18 protein-coding genes and 1 pseudogene are annotated in these 22602 nt (G+C 46.9%); 13 read left to right on the forward strand and 6 right to left on the reverse strand.

All coding sequences use genetic code 11. The features are described from left to right. Positions 1-13 precede the first annotated feature (13 nt). Genes epsC through INR79_RS05565 form a run of 4 tightly spaced genes read left to right on the forward strand, consistent with a single transcriptional unit; the run spans position 14 to position 3755 of the window. Positions 14-781, forward strand: a complete 768-nt coding sequence (epsC, locus tag INR79_RS05550; RefSeq protein WP_004402182.1) for a serine O-acetyltransferase EpsC — start codon at positions 14-16, stop codon at positions 779-781. After that, entirely contained in the window at positions 778-1671 is an 894-nt protein-coding gene (locus tag INR79_RS05555; RefSeq protein WP_223096324.1) for a VOC family protein, read from the forward strand. Before epsC ends, INR79_RS05555 begins: the two co-directional genes overlap by 4 nt. Positions 1672-1673: 2 nt before the next feature. Next, entirely contained in the window at positions 1674-2843 is a 1170-nt protein-coding gene (locus INR79_RS05560; protein ID WP_223096326.1) for a M20 aminoacylase family protein, read from the forward strand. A gap of 9 nt (positions 2844-2852) precedes the next feature. Further along, the gene (locus INR79_RS05565; RefSeq protein WP_223096328.1) at positions 2853-3755 is read left to right on the forward strand and encodes a LysR family transcriptional regulator; all 903 of its coding nucleotides are present in this window, start codon (positions 2853-2855) and stop codon (positions 3753-3755) included. A gap of 10 nt (positions 3756-3765) precedes the next feature. Here the strand turns inward: INR79_RS05565 and INR79_RS05570 are convergent, their stop codons facing one another. Then, entirely contained in the window at positions 3766-4452 is a 687-nt protein-coding gene (locus INR79_RS05570; protein WP_223096330.1) for an SDR family oxidoreductase, read from the reverse strand. Positions 4453-4760: 308 nt separating this feature from the next. On the opposite strand from INR79_RS05570, the gene INR79_RS05575 reads away from it, so the two are divergent. The 3 genes from INR79_RS05575 (at position 4761) to INR79_RS05585 (ending at position 7068) form a co-directional block, all read left to right on the forward strand. Next, complete coding sequence (locus INR79_RS05575; RefSeq protein ID WP_223096967.1) at positions 4761-5687, forward strand: histone deacetylase; 927 nt, start codon at positions 4761-4763, stop codon at positions 5685-5687. Then, positions 5687-6175 (forward strand): NUDIX domain-containing protein, encoded by a 489-nt coding sequence (locus INR79_RS05580; protein ID WP_004402175.1) that lies wholly within the window; start codon positions 5687-5689, stop codon positions 6173-6175. Before INR79_RS05575 ends, INR79_RS05580 begins: the two co-directional genes overlap by 1 nt. A 137-nt stretch (positions 6176-6312) precedes the next feature. After that, positions 6313-7068 (forward strand): IclR family transcriptional regulator, encoded by a 756-nt coding sequence (locus INR79_RS05585; RefSeq protein ID WP_223096332.1) that lies wholly within the window; start codon positions 6313-6315, stop codon positions 7066-7068. Here INR79_RS05585 and serC read toward each other — a convergent pair. Further along, complete coding sequence (gene serC / locus INR79_RS05590; RefSeq protein ID WP_223096334.1) at positions 7040-8182, reverse strand: 3-phosphoserine/phosphohydroxythreonine transaminase; 1143 nt, start codon at positions 8180-8182, stop codon at positions 7040-7042. The two genes, INR79_RS05585 and serC, sit on opposite strands and share 29 nt — an antisense overlap. 198 nt (positions 8183-8380) lie before the next feature. On the opposite strand from serC, the gene INR79_RS05595 reads away from it, so the two are divergent. Both INR79_RS05595 and INR79_RS05600 read left to right on the forward strand, forming a co-directional pair. Continuing rightward, positions 8381-8623, forward strand: coding sequence for a hypothetical protein (locus INR79_RS05595; protein WP_022550057.1), 243 nt, complete (start codon positions 8381-8383; stop codon positions 8621-8623). 37 nt (positions 8624-8660) lie between these two features. Next, entirely contained in the window at positions 8661-9350 is a 690-nt protein-coding gene (locus INR79_RS05600; RefSeq protein WP_223096336.1) for an MOSC domain-containing protein, read from the forward strand. Between the two features lie 58 nt (positions 9351-9408). On the opposite strand, the gene INR79_RS05605 is transcribed toward INR79_RS05600, so the two are convergent. Further along, positions 9409-10143 (reverse strand): glutamine amidotransferase-related protein, encoded by a 735-nt coding sequence (locus tag INR79_RS05605; RefSeq protein WP_223096338.1) that lies wholly within the window; start codon positions 10141-10143, stop codon positions 9409-9411. Positions 10144-10217: 74 nt separating this feature from the next. Here INR79_RS05605 and INR79_RS05610 point away from each other — a divergent pair, with 74 nt between their 5' ends. Beyond that, complete coding sequence (locus tag INR79_RS05610; RefSeq protein WP_410482895.1) at positions 10218-11057, forward strand: AraC family transcriptional regulator; 840 nt, start codon at positions 10218-10220, stop codon at positions 11055-11057. 493 nt (positions 11058-11550) lie between these two features. Here INR79_RS05610 and INR79_RS05620 read toward each other — a convergent pair. Further along, positions 11551-12285: pseudogene (locus INR79_RS05620) on the reverse strand (NUDIX domain-containing protein); the annotation flags it as partial. Positions 12286-12696: 411 nt separating this feature from the next. Here INR79_RS05620 and INR79_RS05625 point away from each other — a divergent pair. Genes INR79_RS05625 through INR79_RS05635 form a run of 3 tightly spaced genes read left to right on the forward strand, consistent with a single transcriptional unit; the run spans position 12697 to position 15704 of the window. Then, positions 12697-13794 carry a hypothetical protein gene (locus tag INR79_RS05625; protein ID WP_223096342.1) on the forward strand — a complete coding sequence of 366 codons (1098 nt, stop codon included), beginning with the start codon at positions 12697-12699 and terminating at the stop codon, positions 13792-13794. 15 nt (positions 13795-13809) lie between these two features. Next, positions 13810-15054, forward strand: a complete 1245-nt coding sequence (locus tag INR79_RS05630; RefSeq protein WP_223096344.1) for a hypothetical protein — start codon at positions 13810-13812, stop codon at positions 15052-15054. Next, positions 15054-15704, forward strand: a complete 651-nt coding sequence (locus INR79_RS05635; RefSeq protein ID WP_223096346.1) for a hypothetical protein — start codon at positions 15054-15056, stop codon at positions 15702-15704. Before INR79_RS05630 ends, INR79_RS05635 begins: the two co-directional genes overlap by 1 nt. A 287-nt stretch (positions 15705-15991) precedes the next feature. On the opposite strand, the gene INR79_RS05640 is transcribed toward INR79_RS05635, so the two are convergent. Both INR79_RS05640 and INR79_RS05645 read right to left on the reverse strand, forming a co-directional pair. Then, positions 15992-16177, reverse strand: coding sequence for a hypothetical protein (locus tag INR79_RS05640; protein ID WP_029817367.1), 186 nt, complete (start codon positions 16175-16177; stop codon positions 15992-15994). A gap of 291 nt (positions 16178-16468) precedes the next feature. Next, the gene (locus INR79_RS05645; RefSeq protein WP_223096348.1) at positions 16469-22546 is read right to left on the reverse strand and encodes a TcdA/TcdB pore-forming domain-containing protein; all 6078 of its coding nucleotides are present in this window, start codon (positions 22544-22546) and stop codon (positions 16469-16471) included. Positions 22547-22602: the final 56 nt, after the last annotated feature.

Consider the following 22602-nt stretch of genomic DNA (forward strand, 5'->3'; position numbering starts at 1 on the left):
AGAAGGAGAGGGTATGTCGGATTACCAGCGCGATATTGATGTCGATAACCTTTGGGTGACCATTCAACAAGAAGCGCGAGACATTGTGCAATCCCAGCCATTGCTTGCCAGTTTCTACCAAAAGCACATTTTAAGCCGAGGCAGTTTGAGCGACGCTTTATGCTCGGTTTTGGCAGAAAAACTGGTTGATACCCAAGGGGACGAACATGAATGGCACGCTTTCCTTTGTGGTCTGGTGCAGCAATCCGAAAATATTGCTCAGGCGCTCACCAAGGATTTGCTGTGTCAGTTAGAAAGTAACGCCAGTATAAAAGACCATTCCACACCACTGCTCTATTTTGGGGGCTACCAAGCGTTACAGAGCTATCGTTTTGCGCACTTTTGTTGGCAGAATGGTATGCAACCTATGGCAAACTACATTCAAGGGAAAGTGGTTGCAGTATTTGGTGTCGATATTCACCCCGCCGCCAAAATCGGTCAGGGCATCTTTCTCGATCACGCGGTCGGGATTGTCGTGGGTGAAACTGCCGTGGTGGAAGATGACGTAACCCTGTTCCAGAGTGTTACTTTAGGTGGTACTGGGAAAGGTGAGGGCGACCGCCACCCGAAAGTCCGCAAAGGGGCATTTATTGGTTCGGGTGCCGTTATTTTTGGGAACATTGAAATTGGTCAGAATGCCAAAGTGGCAGGTGGTGCCGTGGTCGTCAAATCGGTCGCGCCTAACACCACCGTCGTGGGCACATTGGCTCAACCTGTTGGAAGAAAGGAAAACAAGTCATGAGTAACAATCATTTAGGGATAGACCATCCTTTGGTTGCTGTTAAAGATATGGACAAAGTCAGTGACGATTTCGCCAGGCTGGGGTTTTACATCAACCCGCGTCATCACCACCCATGGGGAACCGACAACCATCTCTTGATGTTTCCTGATAACTTTATCGAACTCATCAGCATTTATGATCACAGCAAACTCGATATGAAAAATGAGCGAGGCTTTGCCTTTGGTCGTTTCATTAGTGATTCCATAGAAAGAAGAGAAGGCATATCACTGGTGGCGCTGCACAGTGAAGACGCGCGCCAAGACCATCAATTGATGGAAGAGCGTGGCGTTGAAAATAACGGCATTGTCGATTTCCGTCGTGTAGCACACCGCCCAGATGGCACGGAAGAAGAGGCGATTGTCTCATTGGTCATGCTGATTAACGCCAAAACCCCTTCTATTTCCCATTTCTTTTGTCACCAGCACAAACCCGAACTGGTGTGGGTCGAAGACTGGATGAACCACCCAAATGGTGCCAATGGCATTACCTGTGTGAGCTACATTGCGAGCGACCCAGCTGATCTTGAAGCTAGGTTTAAGGGTATTTATGGTGAAGAGGCGGTCACCCTTGAAGAGGGGTACTTAAACGTTCAGACCGACAGAGGCATATTTGAGGTACTGTCACCTGAAAGGGCGCGTCGCCGTTTTGAAGGCGTGGTGTTGCCCTGTGAGGAAAGTGAATTGCCAACGGGTGTTGCCATTCGCGTAAGTTCTCATTCTGTGCAGAAAGCGATGCAACATCTTGATAGTAATGACGTAACATACGTTCAGACAGAGGAAGGCGGGGTACGGATCCCTGCTAAATTCGCGGGTAATACCATAATAGAAATATATCCGGAAGAAGAGAGATAAGCATGAAGTCAGAATTGCCAATTGGACATAGCTTGCACAATGACATGCAAGAGTGGCGCAGAGATATTCATGCCCATCCAGAAACCGCTTATCAGGAGCATCGCACATCTGAAAAAGTGGCGACCTTATTAACAAGTTTCGGTCTGGAAGTAGACCAAGGTTTAGGTGGAACCGGAGTGGTCACGGCAATCAAAGGTAACTTGCCTGGTGAAAAGGCCATTGCGCTGCGTGCCGATATGGACGCCCTGAACTTAACCGAAGCCAACGACTTTGAATACCGCTCAAAAAACGAAGGTAAGATGCACGCCTGTGGCCACGATGGGCACACCGCTATGCTGCTTGGCGCGGCTAAATATCTGGCTGAGAATCGTGACTTTGCAGGAACAGTTGTGGTGATTTTTCAGCCCGCCGAAGAAGGCGAAGCGGGTGGCAGAGCCATGGTCGAGCAAGGCTTATTCGAGAAGTTTCCCGTTGATGCTGTCTATGGCATGCACAACTGGCCGGGCTTAGAAGTCGGCAAATTTGCGGTCCATTCCGATGCGGTTATGGCTTCCATGGATTTGTTCGATATCTCCATCACGGGCAAAGGCTGTCATGCAGCGATGCCACATCTTGGTGTTGATCCCGTGGTAATTGCTGGTCAGCTTATCTCATCGCTACAGAGTATTGTCGGGCGTACCCTCAGTTCGTTGGAGTCTGGTGTGGTGAGCATTACTAAGATGCAGGGGGGCGAAGCCTATAACGTCATCCCAGACAGCGTGACTCTATCTGGCACCTGTCGTGCCTTTTCGACCGAAGTGCAAGAGTTACTGGAATCTCGCATTCGCACTCAGGTTCATCATATCTGTGAGGCATACGGGGCGAATGGAGAAGTCGACTATCGCCGCATGTACCCACCGACCATTAACGTGCCAGAGTATGCCGACAGGTGTTCAAAGGTCGCAGAATCTTTGGTGGGGTCAGACAATGTTAAGCATTGCATGGCACCGAGCATGGGCGCTGAGGATTTTGCCTTTATGCTACAAGAAAAGCCCGGCGCGTACATTTGGGTGGGGAACGGTGTCGGCGAAGAAAGCGCGGAACTGCACAACCCACATTACGATTTTAATGACGATATTCTTGCCCTTGGCGCAAGCTACTGGGTCGAGCTTGTGAAATCGGAACTCAAGTAAGGCGACGCTTTGAAGCCGATTAACGACAAGCGCGTTGCCTATTTTTACGAAGCGGTCAAGCTGGGCAGCGTTCGCGCAGCAGCAGACAAACTGAACGTTGCCCCGTCAGCGGTGAGCCGCCAGATTTCCATGCTCGAAGAAGAGTTGGGAAGCGTGTTGTTAGAGAGGCACCGAAAAGGCGTTGCGGCAACTGAAGCGGGTGAAGTACTGCTTAAGTACCACCGCGAAACCGTCTCCAGTCAGGAAGCTTGTCTTCAAAAGCTTGAAGCGTTACAAGGGCTGCAAAGCGGTCATATCAAACTTGCTGTGGGGGAAGGGTTTGTTGGCGAATTAATGTCGGAAGCACTTCCCCAATTTGAAGCCAAATTTCCCGAATTGACTTATTCTGTCATGCTTGGCGGATCAAACGATGTGATTCGAAAAGTCGAGCAAGACGAGGCGCACATCGGGTTGTTGTTTCACCCGAGCAAGCACCCCAATATTCGCACCCAAAGCCGAGTTCAGCGACCTATCTGCGCTGTAGTTCCGCCGAATCACCCCCTCACTCAAATTCGTGATGCGGTCACTTTTGAATCACTTCTGGATTACCCCATTGGGTTACAGGACGTAGACTATGGCGTTCGCCAGATTATCGGGATGGCAGAATTTCAGCAGCGGGTTCGCATTCATCCCAAACTTACCACCGACTCCATCGCCGTCTTAAAGCAATTTGCCCGTTCAGGTATGGGGATTACTTTGTTGCCAGAGTTTGTCGTCGCGAGGGAAGTAGCGGACGGGCAGTTGGTCGCTCTGCCCGTTGAACACCCCATCTTAAAACAAGGTGAGGTGCATTTGATTACCAGACTCGGGCGTCAACTCTCTGAAGCTCCTCAAAAGCTGGTGTCACATTTAAAGCGCTGGCTGGACGATTAACAGGGAGCGCTTACCAAGGAATGGGATTGCCTTGGTAATCGAAGAAGCCACCACTCTTTTCTTCGTCGATGGACGCAATCACCTTCACTAACCCTTCCGCCGATACTTCGGTGGTAATCAAGGCATTTGGTCCACCCATTTCGGTGAGTACCCAACCAGGGTGAACGGCGGCAACCCTAAAACCCTGAGCGCTTAAATCGTTGTGCAGGCTTTTTACCACCGAGTTCAATGCGGCTTTTGAAGAGCGATAAATGTACCCGCCTCCGGATGTATTCTCTGCCATGCTGCCTACTTTCGATGACACGCAGATCACCGTTTTGGCATCGGAAGCTTTCAGGTTGTCATACAGCAATTCCACCAGCTTAAGGGGGGCAATGGTGTTGATTTCAATAACTTTACGCCACTCTTCCGGGTCCGTATTACCAAACCCGTAACCTTTCGGTCCGTAGTAGCCTGCGTTGTTGATCAACATATCGACCGTACCTAATTGAGTCGCCAATTCCGATACTGCGTTGTAGTCGGTCACATCCAATAATTGAGCGGTCAGTTGAGGGTTCGCATCGGCAAGTTCAATAAGATCCTGTGCGGTCTCTTTAGAGCGATAGGTGGCGGTAATGGTCCAATTTAATGCTAGGTATTGTTTAACAAGGGCTAAACCAATTCCACGGTTTGCGCCCGTAATGACAACGTGTGACATGAAGACTTCCGATTGAGGTTACTTGAATAGAAGTAGAGTAACGGCAAGCCAGCTACCAAAGCAAATCATGGCGAACAAAATGATGGCTGCGAATGCGCCGCACAATGTTCCTGAGATAAGCATCAGATTTTTAGCCATATTGAACCTCTAATTACCAGTTGAGGTGCATCACTTTAGTTGAATTGCATATAGTTGTAAATGAGAGCTATTATCAATACGGAGTAGGCTAAGTTTCTCTATAAACTTCCTAGAATCTCAATATGACTTGGGTATACAATCTTTCCAAACAACTTCACAACGATTTATTAATGATTCCGGTTATTTATCACCCGATCTATTCAGAGCTTTCTCTTCCACCGAAGCACCGATACCCGATAACCAAATACCACAGACTGTACGAAAACGTAGTTCAAACACTGGAACATGATGCCCAGTGGCGCGAAGGTCTGTTCTTTGTGGAGCCAACGGCGCTGAGCACCGAGCAAGTACTGGAAGTGCATGATGAAGAGTACATTCAACTGCTGTTTTCTGGCGAAATGCCCGCAGCAAAAATGCGACGAATCGGGTTTCCGTGGAGTGAACAACTGATCACCCGAACCCTAACCTCGGCAGGAGGCACGGTAGAAACCGCGAAACAGGCGATTGAACACGGTATCGCGCTGCATTTGAGTGGTGGTTACCATCATGCGCACAAAGATTTTGGCAGCGGCTTTTGCCTGATCAACGATTTGGTTCTGGCGGCGCATGAAGCACTTAAAAACGAGAGCATTGATAAAGTCTTAATCGTCGATGCCGATGTCCACCACGGCGATGGTACGGCAACCCTATGTGAAGACAGAAGCGACATCATCACGCTGTCATTCCATTGTGATAAAAACTTCCCTGCCAGAAAGCCGACGTCGGATATGGATGTGCCACTTGCCCGCGAAATCGGAGACGAGGAATTTCTTTCAAGCTTTAAGCAAGTGGTTGAGATGGCGATCAACATTCATCAACCGGATCTGATCATTTACGATGCGGGTGTGGATATTCATACCGATGATGAACTAGGCTATTTGCAAGTGAGCGCGGAAGGTATTTACCAACGCGACCATTTTATATTTTTAACAGCTAAAAACGCTGGTATTCCCATCGCATCGGTTGTGGGCGGCGGTTATCGAACCGAGCACCAAGACTTGGTTCCCATTCACAGGCAGCTGATTCAAGCCGCCATTAACGTGTTTAAGGATGATTGATGGAACACAGAATCCGAGCTGCAGGCATTCTTATCGAAGATGACAAGATTCTCCTGGTGAGAGTTAAAGACCATACCGGCGTTTATTGGATCCCACCTGGTGGTGGAATGGAAAATGAAGACGCCACTACCAAAGATGCGCTGCGTCGAGAATTTCGTGAAGAGACCAACTTACGAGTAAAAGTGGGCGACTTGATATGTGTACGAGAGTTTCAGGAGCAACACCCACTGCGTTATCACGCTGAGTTTTTCTATCTGATTGAAAGCTATGAAGGCGAACCGAGCAAAGAAAACCTTATCGGTTTAAACGATCAGGAATACATCCAGGATGTGGAATGGGTAAGGTTAGACACCATCAAAAACCTCAGAGTTTACCCAGCGGAGCTGAAAAGTACCTTGATTGAAGACGCCATCAACAAACGCTTCAGCACCCACCTTGGCAGCTATGTTCAAGGGGAAAACGAATCCAAGAACTGGCTTGAGGCGTAAACCCAGGTTCCGGTGCCTCGGTGAATGCCGAGGCTTTTGTTTGCTCTTGCCTTTACACTCAGCGTTGTAAAACGCCCATCTCGCGGTAGTATGTACCTCGTCCAATCCTTCTTTCGAGTACGCCCAGAAGACACACTATGGAAAAGAAAAACCAAGGCATTCAGTCTGTTGAACAAGCGTTCGACATCATCGATTTTTTTGCCGACCAAAAACAGGCGATGTCACTGAGCGATGCCGCAGGGCAGTTGGAGATGTCGAAAAGCAAACTGCACAAATACTTGGCAAGTCTGTTAAGGGTGGGCGTAGTAGTGCAAGACGAATCGGGGAATTACCTTCACGGTTCTAAGTTGCTGGAGCTGGGTGCAAAAATTCTTGGTAGAACGGATATTGTGCAAACCTGTGAACCGTTTCTTCATGCACTCAGGCAAAGCAGCCAGCAAGCGGCGGCGTTGGCGGTGTGGACAACTCAAGGACCGATGATCATACGCTTTCTCGATCACCCGTCCCCTGTATCGGTCAATTTCAAAATTGGTTTTTACGCCCCTGTCACCAGCAGCGCGGTTGGGCGCTGTTTCGCGGCTAACCTTCCGACATCGGCGTATGAATCTCTCGCTAAGAAAGAGCTGAACGACAGTTCACAGCAGTGGCAAGCTTTTACTGAAAGCCGCGAGCAGATTAAAGCCGATTTTGTCTCGGTGCGAGAAGAGGTAAACCCTGTGATCCCCGGTGCCAAAGCCGTTGCCGCCCCTATTTTTGACGCAGTAGGTGAAATGACCGCGAGCATCATTTTGATTGGCTTTGACAGCGCTCGGGCGATTGACCAGACCCACCTCGATTTGATCAGCAATGCAGCACAAGACATCTCTAAGCAGTTGGGCTACTTGTCGAACTAACCGCAGATCGCACTCGCTGCGTATGTTCTATTTCAAACGCTTTCATAAACTGGATTAACGCCTCGACACCCTCAGCAGGCATAGCGTTATAGATGGAGGCTCGGATGCCTCCAGCCACTTTGTGTCCCTTCAATCCTTTCAGCCCCGCCTGATGAGCGTGATCTAAAAACCGTTGTTCCGTTTTAGGGCAGGTAATCCTAAACGTCACATTCATGATAGAACGGCAATCTGGGTGAACCTCACTGATGTACAGGTCGGATTCATCAATACATCGGTATAAGGCGCTCGCTTTTGTTTTATTTCGTGCAAACAGTACCGACACGCCACCTTGTTGTTCCACCCACTTCAGTACTTCCCCGCATAGATACCAGGCAAACGTAGGCGGCGTATTTGCCATCGAAAGCTGGTCTACCTGACGGCGATAATCCAGAATTTTTGGAATGTTGTGGCGATCCGTTCGGATCAAATCCTTTCTGATAATGGTGATCGCCAACCCAGAAGGACCAATGTTCTTCTGAGTACCGGCGTAAATTAAACCGTAACGGGAAACATCGATAGGGCGAGAGAGAATGGAAGATGACATGTCCGCCACAATAGGCACATTCGTTTCAGGCAGTGCGTGATATTCGATACCATTTACGGTTTCATTAGGGCAGACAAACACAAATTGGGCGCTCGGGTCGATGTGCCAGTCTTGCTCTGGTGAAATGGTGCGCAATCCTCCCCGGGTACAGGCGATATCCAGCTTACGAGGCAGGCAAAACTTTTTCGCTTCTTCATAAGCACCGCTTGCCCAGTGCCCATACACCAAAAAGTCGGCTCTTTGTTTACTTGCCGATTCACGCTGGTCGATCAAATTCAATGGCACCGCTGAGAACTGACCACTGCCACCGCCGTGAGAAAACAGCACGTGGTAGTCGTCGGGAATCGACATCAAGGTTCGCAGCCTTGCTTCGGTTTCTTCCCTAATAGTGGCGAACTCATCACTTTGATGGCTGAACTCCATTACCGACATACCCGTTTGCTGCCAGTCCAGTAATTCGCTTTGCGCCTTTAAGAGAACTTCTCTAGGCAGCATCGCCGGTCCCGCTGAGAAACTGTATACCTTTCCCATCTCACTTCTACCTCACAACTTCTCATGTTTCTTATTGGCTAAAAAATGTTCACGCGTTTCTTAAAATCGTTAGTTGTACACTATTGGTGAATAACGTATCCTAATATTGAATATTGAGCAATAACATACTAAGAGAATTCTTAACCGTAAGCTCAACCCTTTGAGAACACAGCTTTTTGGTAAGAAGCAGGAGAAGCAATGAGATATCGCGTGGACATTTCCCAAAACAACACGACGCTTTTTTCCATTCACATCGAAGCGTTAAGTCAGGCAGCCAGTAAGGAAAAGCTCGAAATTGCGCTGGAGGCGTTCCCCGTGACAGCCGGGTTTGAGCGACAGGTATTCGTATCCGACAGTGAAGAAAGAATCTTAAAAAGCACGAATTCGCGCATTGAGGTGCTGGCGATCAATCCGGTGTTTCAGCCGTTAGGTTCAATGTAATTTCGTATTCGCCAGTGAATGGATGGAGGGAAAAGCCATGCGCAAAGTAGGAACGGTCACATCGCTGCTGACGGGTAAGATCAGTTCAATAACAGAGGGTGTTACCAGCGGCATAGACAAACACCCTGTGGATACTCGTCATTGGGTGAATTTTCTGGGGTTAGTTGGCGATGAACAAGCCGACAAGCGTTATCACGGAGGTGTGGAAAAAGCGCTTCACGCCTATGTCAATGAACATTACGAACGCTGGATAGCCAAACTCGGTGATGCGCCTATGTTTCATCGTGTTGGCGCGTTTGGTGAAAACCTGAGTACTCAGGGGCTGGATGAAAATTCCGTCTGTCTGGGTGACGTTTACCAGATAGGTGAGTGCTTAGTTCAGGTTTCTCAGGGACGAATGCCTTGCTGGAAACTCAATATCCGTTTCGGTCGCCCTGATATGTCTCTTCTGCTTCAGGAAACGTTATGGACAGGGTGGTATTTTCGAATCCTGCGCGAGGGCAATATTGGTGCGGGGGACGACATCTATTTATGTGAGCGACCTTTCCCAGAATGGCCGATATCCAAAGTCACAGGCTTGATTTTTACTGGCTGTCTGGAGCAAGAAAAGCTTAAGTCGTTGCTGAATGCTCCTTTGGTGGATTCATGGAGAAAGCTGGTGGAACGTCGCTTATCGACCGGAAAACTCGAAGACTGGAGCTATCGGCTTTACGGAGAACCAAGGTAAAAGTAGCAGAAGTACGGGCGCCTCGTACTGCTGTGGTGTCTGGGGGTACTGTTAAGGATTAACCTCGTTCCGCTTTTGTTGCTTGGTACATTGCGACAAGCCCATCTAAGAATTGCCCGAGTAAGGCATTCATATTTTGAGTGGGCATGGCTTTGATCTCGCTTGGGGATTGCACAAATGGTTTGTCTTTCAGCGTGGTCAGATCCTTTTGGCTGTTTTCAATCAGCGCTTCAAACTGCTCCGGCACAAATTCCAGATGGCATTGAAATCCATACACCAGATCGCCATAGCGAACAATTTGCCTTGGGCAACCTTGGCTCGCTGCAAGTACTTTTGCATCGGCGGTCAATCCCGGCATATCGCCGTGCCAGTGTCCGACCTGTTCTTCTAGGCTAAAGCCAGCCAGCAAAGGATCTTTAATGCCTTCAGGGGTGAGTTGAATAGGGAAACTGCCGATTTCGGGCTCTGGGCTGGTTTGATATTTTGCGCCCAACGCTTCGCCAATTAACTGTGCCCCCAAACACACGCCCACCACAGGCTTGCCTGATTCAATGGTGTGTAGGATAAGCGAACGCTCTTTTTGGGCATCAAAGTAAGGGCATTCTTGCGTTGTGGTTGCGGGGGATTGCGGGCCGCCGAGTACCACCAGTAAATCAAACTCGTCGCTGTTACGGGGCAGCGCGACGCCAAGGTAACGCTTGGAATACTGAGCAGTATATCGATTGTCTTTGACCCACGTTCCGAAATAGCCTTCACTTTCAAAATATTCGTGGATAATAAAATGCACGTTCATAGATTGTCTCCTTTAAGTTACAGGACAATCTTAGTGGTGGAAAACCAAAGCCGATAAGGATAGCCAGACACATGATGACGCCAACCCGACAAGACGTTTCCATTAACCAAGTCATAAAGGTTCGTCAGCACAGCGTGGCACTGTTCAAACGCATCTCGATGGCAAAAGGTTACGTGGATGCATGGCATGGTCACGACTGGCATCAGGTAATTTTTCCGCTAAAAGGTTTGCTGCAAACCCAAACCGAACACGCCCGATTTTTGGTTCCGCACACCTCAATTTTGTTTGTGCCAGCAGGGATAGAGCACGAATCCGTAGCGCTCAGCGACACCCAGTTTATTGGTATTTACCTTAATCCAACACGATTAAACCCAGAGCATTCAGAGTCAGATATAAAATGCCCAGCAGAAGTTCAGGCGGTGTCGCTTTCTCCGTTCTTGCGCCACTTGCTGCTTGAGATAGAGCGTTTTTGTGAGAAACCAGAATCAGACGCCATACTGCGCAATTTGGTTGCGGTATTAAACGACCAATTTGCTCTAGGGGAACCCTTTCAGTTTAAAACGATGCTGCCAAGGGACAGACGGCTCAAGACCATATTTGACCGCTTAAGCGAAGCGCCAGCGCAAAACCAGACACTGGCAGAGTGGGGGGAAGAAGTTGGCGCATCGGAAAGAACCTTGTCTCGCTTGTTCGCCAGCGAATTCAGTATGTCGTTTGCCTTATGGCGTCAGCACATCCGAATGGTGCACTCCCTTGCGCTGCTCGACAACGATCTGCCTATCCAAGCAGTAGCGAGTCAAATAGGTTATGAGAACGACTCTTCCTACATTAAAACCTTCAAAGGTATGTTTGGCATTACCCCCAATCAATACAAAAAGCGCGTATTGGATGACGATCCGCTATTTGCCGAGTAAGTGCCCGCTATTTCGCCTCGCCTTATTTCACCTGAGCAAATTTCAAATAGGAATGCAGCTCGCCGTTTTTGTGCTCAACCGCAGAGTGAATATTGTGATCCTGATTGCCGACAATGGTGAACTGATAGGTGTTGTCGCCCTTAGTAATACTGACTTCCAATAACCCATGTTTCAGCTGCCATGTGCCTTGGGTTTGGAAACGGTCGAACAATCGAAACTCGTCTAATGTACCGTTTTCATGGAACATCACTTCGGTAATGTAACCGCCAGTACAGGTTTTTATCCAGCGGGTATTCGCCACATCTTGACCCGTTAAACCCCGCTTGGATTCAAGCCAGTTTTGGAATGGTTCACCGTTCAGAGCATCAGCATTGATTTCAGACTGTTCAACCAGCTTCCCTTGAGCTTCACGAAGAAATAGTTGCTGTAAAACGGGCATCAGATTCAATGCTGGCTCGGAATTCAACGACAGCGGTGAATGAACCGCACTGCTGGCTTGAGCAAAGAATGTCTCTTGTTTTTTGTGCCTGCCAGTATTGCTTTCCAATTCCACCAGAGCCAATCCATCTTGATTGAGCAAGGCACCGACCATTTGGCGATTAAACGGGTAGTTGATTTCGTCTTGCAAAAACTCATTCACCGAAACCCATTTCGCTTCGGCTATTTCATCGACATCCTGAATGTTGATGGTTTCATCCGTCGCCATCAGTTTGCAGACGATGTACATATTGGACTTACCAAACTGAAACGGGTGCTTGGTGGTAATCCCCAAAATGGACTCAAATTTCGCCGTCACCCCTGTTTCTTCCCACACTTCTCGCACCACCGATTCTCCAATAGGCTCACCCAGTTCCACATGCCCGCCAGGAAGTTTGTAACCCTTCATGCCGTGTTCTTTGATCAACAAAATCTCTTGCCGGTCGTTTTGAATCAGCGCCCCAGCGCCCACGGTGTGGGTAGGAATAAAAGGCACAAAAGTATCGGGCTTAGGTTTGTGAATCAGGGTGACAGCGTGTTCTTCACAGTTGTGAAAGGTAAAACCCTGCGCCGTCGCTTCGCCAATAAGGTGGGATTGCTCAATGGGTAGGGTTAACCAAATCAGGTTTTTGCGGTTGTCTGTGGCATAGCCAAGCACCTCGCGCAGCTCACTGGCGAACGCAGCATTGCTGTGAGGAACAGTTTCGGCAGAAAGGATGATGCCGTTGAAGTTATCGAGCTCGAAGTCCAAAGAATCTCCTTATTGAGGCAGACGTTATTATTGATATAACTCTAAAGTGCCTGAAATGGATGAGAAATCCTAGAGGGGAGGGTGAAAAAGCCGCTGGGGTTAGCGGCTTTTTGATTGGGTTTTGGTAGGTTGTTTTTGGACAGAACTTAGTTAGTGATTCTACAAATGAGGTGAAAGTCGGATTAGATGAGGTACGACATAACTTAAGATCAAAAGGTAAGGCCTGAACTCGTTATTCAGACCCAGTGAATCACTGGATAGAGTTGTTTGAATGCTACATGATTTTTAAGGCGCCTCAACAAGACAATCCCACGATTCATATATGCGTATATGTGTTATGCATCATTGTTACTTTGCTTAACTGCGGATAAAATGATCGTACAATAATCAGTGAACTATGGACTAACGTTAATGGGTGGCGAAACCAAGAATATAGATGAGATCGCAGGTATCATCTCTAGTCGTATATTTGATGAACTGCGCTGGACAAGTGGAAAGACTAATGACATTAGTTGGAATTGTTGCATGCGTTCACATCTGACAGAAGCTCAATTAAGTGCCAAAAAACCTACACAGAAAAAGCACCCTACAGATGTCGTATTTTCATATCAAGATCCATACACCGATGTAGTTCAGTACGTGCAGACCGATTTAAAGTCGTACTCAAAAACTACCCTAGAAAAGTACGGTGCTATTCTAAAGACCATCAGAAGCCTATCGCAACAAGTAGAATGCGCTTCACGAAGCTCTATATGGAAAGAAATGTTTCTTATTGATAAGAAACGCCCATTTGTTGTGCATGGCATGCTTTTTATATACAACCACGATAATGAATACGACAAAGATCTATATCAAAAGATTGCTGGTGCGGCTACATCAGAATATAGCCTGCCAGAAGATTCTATGATGGCTATTTTTGATCCAAAACTAATCCGCTTCTTACTTGATGTAACTGAAAACATCGAAAAGCGTCGTGCGTATACAGACAAGGCCAATCAACAAGAAAACGTCTTGTGGCAGAAGATTCCAGATTATGATGAATGCTCATTCTTTTATCCAGACAAACACAACAAGATCGCAACTAAAGGTAAAAGTCTGCCCGCAACCATTGAAATGATTACATCTGGTTTGTTGTTTTATTCATATGAGCATGATTTTATTCGTGATGATGATGGGCAACGATTACAAAATCGTGTGTTGAATATTTTCTGGCAGGAAGAAGTTGATTCAGAAAGTCACTTCATTTTCATTCTCGAATACATATTTAATTATCAGCTGTTGAACCAGTTTGACCGCATTTTCATCATAACGCCTTTCTCATCGACTTCTGGCAATTACTTAGATGAGGCGATCAAGACATACGCAGCTATGTATTCATTCACTGTAAGTCAACTGGATACGCTCAAGGATAAAGTGAAATCTATTCCTTTTGTAAATCAGAAGCTTTCGATTTTTGAATACCAAGTAGCAAGTAAGCAGGTTGATCGTGGATTATGTCATTTTTCTTAATAGGTAGTCGTTAGTATGAACAAGTATCAAGCAACATTATTCTCAAATGAAAGCGATATATATACTGCATTACACGCTAACCAGTCAAAAATGGCAGGAAGTTCACTGCGAAAACTAGCATTGAATCGCGGTATAATTTTTCCTAAAAAGTTAAAACGTGAAGAGCTAATTGACCGCATTTCTGATTTGCCTTTCTCCTATGCTCATGTAAGGGAAATTCAAGATAAACTGGCATCGAAAACGAGCCAAGAATCGTTTTCTGTAAAGCGCATTTATGATGGCTTTGAGATCGATGAGCTGCATGATGTTATTAAGAAGGTTAAGGATGGAAGACCTAAGTTGCTTGGGAACGAAAGCATTGAATCTTCCGCTGGAATAGGCACTTACAGTGTTAGTATCGACTATACAGAGTTTGATTTCAGACGGGGTAAATTCCAACAGAAGAAATTATACAGTGGCGATATTTGGTTCATTGTTCACCAAGGTTATGTGTCAATTAGATACACTTATACTCCTCGTATTGCTGAAATACTGGAAGAAATCATTGATACCTACAAGGCTACAGTGAATTCCAATATTACAGTTAATGAAATCGATCTATCTGCTATTACTGATGCTGATTTTCGCAATATCTTTGCTATCCACCTTTATGACTTTGATGGTCTTTATAAAGGAACAGGTTTCGAGTATGCGGGTTTGGAAAAAGTGCGTGTTAGTCGTATCAAGTCGCCTTTACTGGAAGAAAAACCAGAAGACAAGGTTGAAGTTGATGAAGAGGGCGATAATGAGGAGGCGTTGTTAGATGGTGATACAGATAGCATTGATGGTGATGACGATCTTGACAAAGATGCTAAGGAAGATGATAACGAAAACTTGACCTTTAACATCAATAACGCTTCATATGATGGTATGTCACTGGTTAATGCGCCTCAGATTAAAGAACTCTGTAAAGATGGATTCTACCGTAGCCAGATTCGATGGAAATCCATTGCAACATTCTTACGCAATTACGTGATTACTTTTGAACTTGGCTTCGAAGAAAAGTACTTTGGTAAGGATGTTAAGTTCAAAATACTGTTTAAAGAAATCTCTGGCGATGCTGCTTCAAAAGACAAACTCAGTAATGCTGAGTTCGATAAAGTTGTCAAAAAGCTGGAAGATAAAATTTTCCAGATTAATGACCACATAATTGAAGAACACGGAAAGAGATACCCACAAGTAGATGATGATTCAAAACCTGAAGCGCGGGAGGCGAGTTAATGATCAAAGTCAAACTTTACAAAGCCGAAAACGAAATAAGTGAATCTATTATTCGTGAAAGGTTATTACAGAAACAGTATTCCGATGAAAAGGGATTTGGCTTTGATATCATTGATGATGACAAAGACCTTTTGGTCCAATTCATTCAAAGAACTATTCGAAAACAGGAGTTTGAACTTCCTGATGGAGAGATGTCAGAGATTGAAACTGTTTCTTACACCAAAGTGAAGTTTGGTATCCGCTTTAAAACAAAACTGGCTTTGTACGCAATTAATCCTCCTAGAAGTATGAAGCTTCCTTTTGAAATGATACACACAGTATTTGGGGAAGATAGTGGTCTAAAGCCTGTCGATATTGAATTAAAAAACCTAATTGAAATTTTTGGTAGTAAGTTCGATTTACTTTTAAAGTCGATGTCTCTATCTAACATACATTGTGATGCTTTTACTTTGGCTAAAACAAAAGTAGCAAGCACAAGGGATATATCGCCTTATTATGTAGATAATTTCAAAAAGACTTCTGCTGTAATTGATACCGTTCACATGGTGGTGAATGGTATCGATACTGAATTGTCACGAACAGGACGTTTTCGTGTTAGTGAAGCAAATTTGCCAAGTTTAATTCTGATGCTTGAGCATTCTTTCCAATAAAACTCCAAAAGCCGTTTGGGGCGTCCTAGCGGCTTTTTTTGGTCTAGTTCAATGCTTCCTTGGTATCACTGAAACTGCCAGGCATACTTTTGATTGTTCATTTTAACCGTCAAGGCTCGAAGTTCGTAGATATTCACCAAGTGAGATTAATGTTAGCTAATATATTGCCACACGCTATCTATGGATAATAATCTAAAAACATAATGGGGCAGATTTGAGCTAGCTACAGAGGCTAGCCCGCTTGGGAGGCTTTATATCTAAGATGTACTGATGAGTAAATGGAGTGATTATGCTCTTTTAGCTGCATCCAGCTCATTTTCTGCCTGTCGCATATCGTCTATCGCCTCTTTTAAATCTTCAGAGCTTATCGCACCAGCTCGATGAAGCCTTGCCATTTCCTTGTGATGCTGACAAGCGCGATCATACTTTTCTCTTGCTTCCTTTATTTCAGGACTTCTATTTATGTTGAACATAGACAACTACCTCATGTGATTGAATGATCATGTTAAACACTACAGTACAAAGGTGAGTGAAAGTAGGTCAAATCACGTCACTGTGATTTGTGAGATTGAGCGTCACCAACACGAAATGGGGCAAAAATAAGTTACCAAACGCGTGCTCGCATACTGAAAAAGAAAAGCTGGCTGATGCCATTGAATTTGCTATAGAAGAGGAACAAGATGCGGTCAAAGCTCGCTGATGCTAATGAGGTGAGTTTGAATTGATGAGTGTTAAGCCCGCCGATTTGGCGGGCTTTTGAGTGGTTATGGGGTGTTTGAGGTGACGACGTCACTATAACTGACAACGTAACCGGTCTGCCCTGAGAGTTGGTCGACTTGATTTAAGATACCTTCAAGGCGCTTTCCTCCAATGCTCATGTTTCTTTGCGCGGCTTGATCCGCATTTTGGATCAGAATGCCAGTGTTAGATTCAGGATCGTACAGAGCCAAAGCATCGCCTCTGCGTTGAAGAATCACACTGGTTGCGTTAGCGAATGGCAAGTCGAGTTTTCCATTGTTTCCTCTAGGAACAATCACGACTTCCTCATAATGACCGAGCGCATCTTGATCAATCCGGTAATGGTAATTTTCGGCGCTGCCGCTCCAAACCACATTATGGATACCCGTGATTTGCGGTAACTCACCACTGGTTGATCCTTTTGCTCCCTGAAGCACCAAACTGTGGCCGGATTCGGTCACGGCAGTGGCGTACTGTCCCAGTGACTTGAGTGAATCGATGATCGCGTTTGGTGAAGAGCTGTAGAGGCTTTGAGTATCACTGTCGTAAATGTAATCGTTTCCTCTTTTCCCTTGACCTAGGTAGTTCAAGACGTGCGATGTGTCCAAGTTAGGGGCTGTGATCAATTGTCCCTCGCTAGGCAGATACCAAGACGCTTCCAAGCCGAGCAATCGGACGGGTTGTGGCTGCTCGTAGATGCCACTCATCGCCTCAATACCCGCAGGAATATTCTGATGTGCTTGTTGCCATTGCTCTGTTACACCACGAAGTATCGGTTTGTCTCCACGAGTTGCGTTAGCGCTCAGTTCAACGATGACGCCATCTTTGGTGGTGATCTCTATGGATTCTCCTTGCTGACGAACTTTAAGGATATTTCCTTCCATTGTTGGGAATAGGTCGGCATCTGGTGCTTGAACCTGAACAACCAATTCTTCGTTTAGCATGCCATCGTGCTCAAGCACAGCCTGACGATATAAACTGGCGTCATCTTGATTGAAGATCCACGCGTGTTTTTGGTCCGCGGTCAGACCAAGCAAAGTTAAAGACTTTCCAGCCAAGTTTCTACCCGCCTGTACGAGACGAGCGGATTGCGTGTCGTACCAGATACTGGTGGCTTGAAGTGTGTTGTTAAAGTCTCTTTCTTTGGCACCCAATATCACCAATTGACTCAGTTTTGCATCGTGAGTATCGCTAATATCATGCAGGCGAGCTAAGAGTTGAGTCCGGTTTGCCTTAACCCATTTTTCCGTAACACCAGCGAGTAGCGGTTTCTTATCGGCGAGCCAGAGAGTGTTGTCTTTCGCGAACGCGAATAAGTGGGCTTTGTCGTTGGCGACTTTTTCAACGCCACCTACGGAGCTTGGCAAACTCAGCACCGTAGCCGCCTCGTTTCTGCCTGTCTGGTGATACACGGTTTTTTGATCATGAGAGTAAAAGTAGTAACTTTCACTCGCTTTACCCTGGTTTTCTACCAGTGCAAGTATCAGGTCTTTGGGGTGATTGGTCACATTGGCTTTCACCACGCCGCGTTTACCTGCTTGTTCCTCCAATACCCAGAATCGATGGTTCTTATCCTGATGCGTCGCCGAAATGGAAATCACCTCTCCCAAGGTTGCATCAATCCATTGATTCGCTCCTAAGTCCACTTGTCCACCAACACCGGTGTTTTGGGTTTTAAAGAGCTGACCCGTAGGGATATCGTTCCCCAAACCGCCGGACGTCAGTGTTGTTATGGTCTCAGTATCACCGTTAATATCCACCAACTGCAAAGTGCTTTCATCCAGCATATACGTCCATGTGGCTTTTTGACCTGACTGGGTTGATTGTTCCACCGCCCAGTACAATCGCTGGTTTTCCTGCCAAACGCGGCTGGTGGTTGCACCCTGAGCGTGATCCCAGCCGAAGGCACGGTATTGAGCGAGAATGGTGGATTGATTCACGTCTACCAACCAGACTTCACTGCCCTGATTAAACCAGGCGAGATCACCGTTTATTGCGACCAGCTGTGCCTGAGCGAGAAAGTCCGCGTGAGCTGGGGCGGGGGTGTAAACAAAGCGCTTTTGATCAACCTGATAGAACGCTTGGCCTACTGCTTGTTGCTGACCTTGTGGCGTAAAGTTTTCTACGGCGACAAAGTCACTTTCAAGGTGATGTTTGTCGACTTCAGATTGAATATGCTGATGCAATTGATCCGCATTGGCCCATTGAGAGGCATTTTCTGAAGAAAGCTTCGCGATCGTATTGGCTCTGTCTATCGTGAATACTTCCTCACGATTACCGATCACCAAAATTTGCCCAAGGTCTGCACTGCGAAGGTTGATTCGGATACCGCCAACCGTTAAGTGATCACTGGCGACTTGAATGTCACTTGCTGGCAACTGGCGAGCGTCTAGGATCCAGCGTGTTCCGGCTTGTGCCTGAGGCTCGACTTCAAGCGACAATGTTGCTCCTGGCTGAAGGTTGACTCGGTATTCGCCGCCTTTGCCTTTCAGAACATAGTTCAGCTTGCCTTTTAGCTCTTTACCCAGTTTGCGCATTAGAATTTGACGGTTTTGTGCGCCTAAGTTGATAGCGATGTCTGTGTTCACGTATTTCTGGGTAATTCGGGTAAGGATAAACTCAGACGGGAACGCATAGAAATCGAAGTCAAACCGACCATCAACCTCTAAACGGCGAATCACATCGAACCCTGCATCGTGTCGGGTGGTTGCACCTGGCAATGCCGTGTATGTTGAATACCCAATGTAAGATTTAGGTGTTGCGGGCAATACGAGTGCACCTTCGGTTGAGGTGAGGGTTGCGTGGTTCCCGTATCCTATGCCCTCACGAACGTTGATTGCTTGATCTTCCTTCCTGACGATTCTGGGTTGATCCCCAATCCAGAAGAAGTAGTTGATTGCCCCAGAGCCTGTGCTGCCATGATGGGTTCTGTAAATGTACTGACTGTCGAAGGTAATCTGCTTCGACTCTAAATCGAGCTGAGCGATCACTGCGCCATCTTTAGGCTGAAGGAGCTGATACGATGCACCATCACCTAACGTTTTGTTCACGTGGGCATAACCGCCTTCACGATAGGCGGAGTCCACCAAGGCAAAGTATTGACCTACACCTTGGGCTTTTTGTGCCACTTCACCAAAACCTTGCGCCAATGCAGTGAAACCAATACCCAATCCGCCTAAGATGACACCCGCACCCCCAATGACCGCAGAGGCAGTGCTGGCGCCAGCGATGCCTGCTCCTATACCGACGGCACTAGTAGCTAACGACGCTGAGTCAAACGCTAGCTGGGTACCAAACACGGTTTTTTGAACTTCATTCTGAGCGTGTGCCAGTTCGTACGAATCCAGAACCACAGAGGCCAGCCCTAAGCCAATACCGACTGCGGTATTTGCCACATGGCTCACTGCCGAAAGCGTTGATTTGGTGACACTTTGCCCTTCTTGCAGAGCAGTACGATACAGGCTGACAAGCTTTGCGGCATCCATGACGGTACCATGCGCAATTTGCGTCAGGTTGATGTATGTATGAACCTTAAGTGCTTTGCTTAGCCCATTTGGCAGTGAATCACCTGCGGCAGAGGTACGACTGTGGTTGTTGAACCACGTCAGTATGGTTTGCACGGCAAACGCTGCATTCAACCCATCAACGTGCTCCACGTCACTGATGTTCGCGCGGCGAATCAGCTCACCTTCGCTGTAACGGTAGTTTTGTTTTAGGCGTCCCAGTGACTCTTCAAAGTGCTGTTTAAACTTCCAGATTCGGTCATCGGATGTGAACAGCTCTCTTGTCAGGTTGTCTTCGGCATGAACCAGGGGTATTGCATAGTTGCCGTCTTGCGTGCGTTTCATGTTTTCGAAAACGGGAACCCAGTCGTGAGACAGATTGTTGGTTCGATATAAGTCATCGGCTGCTTCTAAGAACCCTTGTGCTAAGTTCGCGCCTTCCAATACGCTCAGTGCCGATTGTAATTTAAGATCGGCAGATACCGCGTCACTGGTATATGCCAACCGAGCAGCGTTGTTTGATGCGCTTATGTTTGCGGCACGTTCAGAAGGGAGAGCTAAATCTTGGACATCAAAGCCGGTCGCAAGCCGAACTCTAGCCATCTGATCCGTATCGATAACCCGCATCTCGAATTCCGGGTTTTTCTCGGTACCCATAGCTTGGTAATAACGCGCAAACTTGTGATTAAGTAAGTGCGCTCTCAACGCGGTGCGCATGGCTTTGGGGGAATCGAAATTGAATACCGCGAAGTTCGGGTCGTAGAAGAAGTAACGCTCACGTCCTTCCGACATCTGTTTGCCGACAAGCATACTGTGTCTGGCGGTGTTCATGAGCATGAATTTACTTCCACCGTCAGTCAGAGGTGTCGCCGCCAAGTTGTCCGTAATCGCTCGGATGTTCAGCCGACCAATGTCGCTCTCGGCGTATCTCGCGTCGGTGTTGGCATGTAGAGCCCCAATCGTTTGGTAGACAGTGTTAGCCGAGGAAGAGCCTGCGCTGGCGGCGGAATCGTATAGAGACGAAGAAAAGTCCCGCGCTCCCATCTCTCCATTTTGAGCAATGGCGGTAGACATGATACGAGAGAGCGGTAAGCAGCGACCCGGACCACAAGATAATACAAAATCTTGTGGGAGAAGCTGAGTAACGTTGGCGCCGCTTGCGGTCATGTACTCACTCACCTTCGCCGTTTGATTCAATGCGATACTTTTTGTCTCGTCGCGGAATTTGCTTTCTATGTGTTTGACCAGCGCCCCTTTTTGATAAAAGTTTAGAGACAGAGTGTCGTCCAGCAATAAACTTATCAAGTTCAAAGACGTCATGTCTCCGATGGGAATCGGAAAATCAACTGTAGTATGATTGGCCACACCAAACTGGTAACGTTCACCTCGTTGGCCCTTAAGATTTTCAAAGACCCGTTTTTGTGTATTGAATTTTTCGATGAGGCGCTGATTAGGATTGGTTTTCAAATTGACGTCGATGCCAACGATTGCATCTATGCCTTCCAGTTTCTTTTTCTCAAGCCATATCCATAGGCGGTCTGTATCGATACTTTTTTCGATACTGCCCAGAAACTCTTCTTCGTAATAGGCTTTGGTGGTGTTTATCAATTCAAGCTTTTTCTCAATCTCTTGCTTTTGCGCCCCTGTAGCGCCTCGAAGTTGTGCGAACAATGCGTCTTTTTGTTGAATGGCAGGCGCGAGTTCTTTTTTCACTTCTTCTCTCAATTGATTTCTGAACGCTTCCCACTCCGTGAGCGCAGGGTTTTCATCCACTTTGACCGTGCTGTCTTTTGTGTAAGCGCCATCCTGCGGGACTCTCGTCACTTTTATGCCAAGTCTTTTCGCATCTTGAATGAGGTGGTTCTGCGCGTTAATGCGTTCTTGGTTAAAGGCGTGAATGCGGGCTTGATCATCGGGGACTTGAGGTCGCTGAATCACCGCTTCCCCTTCTTTTCCTGATCGTTTAACCCACGTGAAGTTGCCTTTATCGTCAAGGATCTGTTTTTGTTTCTGAAGCATTAACTGCCATTCACCATCTTTGACAATCAAGTAAGCTCCGGCGATTTGTTCGGTGGATTTTTTGCCTTCGTAATCGGCATAATCGACCGACATCACGACGTTGTCGTAGAGAACAGAGCTTCCCACACGGCCGTCATGAAAAACACGGTAGTGGGTGTCATTTAGCTCGGTCACGACCACGGAACATCCGGTTAAAGATCCAGTGAGCATGAGGGTTCCCTCGGCGGCATTCTTAGGAATGTCTACATACGCTGGAACCGGATTAGAACGACCATTAAACCCAAGGAAATAAGCGTTGGTTGTGTCTGCGGCAGTGGATTCTGAATATCTAAGTTTGAATCCTCCTGGGGCAGGTTCCAGCCTGACGTTGCCTTGTGTCGGCAAGCCGCCGTTTTTCACTAGCTCAATCACATCAACCGTGTGTTGATTTAAAAACTCTCGCGGTGACCGAGTAAAACTGGTGATCGCTTCGGTGGTATCTGAAGCCGTTACAGGTAACGGCATGGCATAGACATCGGGCAGGCTAACGATTTGCGCTCCCAACAACGAAGAGATGAGTACAGTCAAAAATTTCTTTTGCATTTTGTCTCCTGAGGAACAAATAAGTAAGTTTTGTTATGCAAAGTGGGCATCAGTGA

Origin of the sequence: Vibrio sp. SCSIO 43132, from assembly GCF_019904195.1 — a bacterium.
Taxonomy (GTDB): domain Bacteria; phylum Pseudomonadota; class Gammaproteobacteria; order Enterobacterales; family Vibrionaceae; genus Vibrio; species Vibrio nigripulchritudo.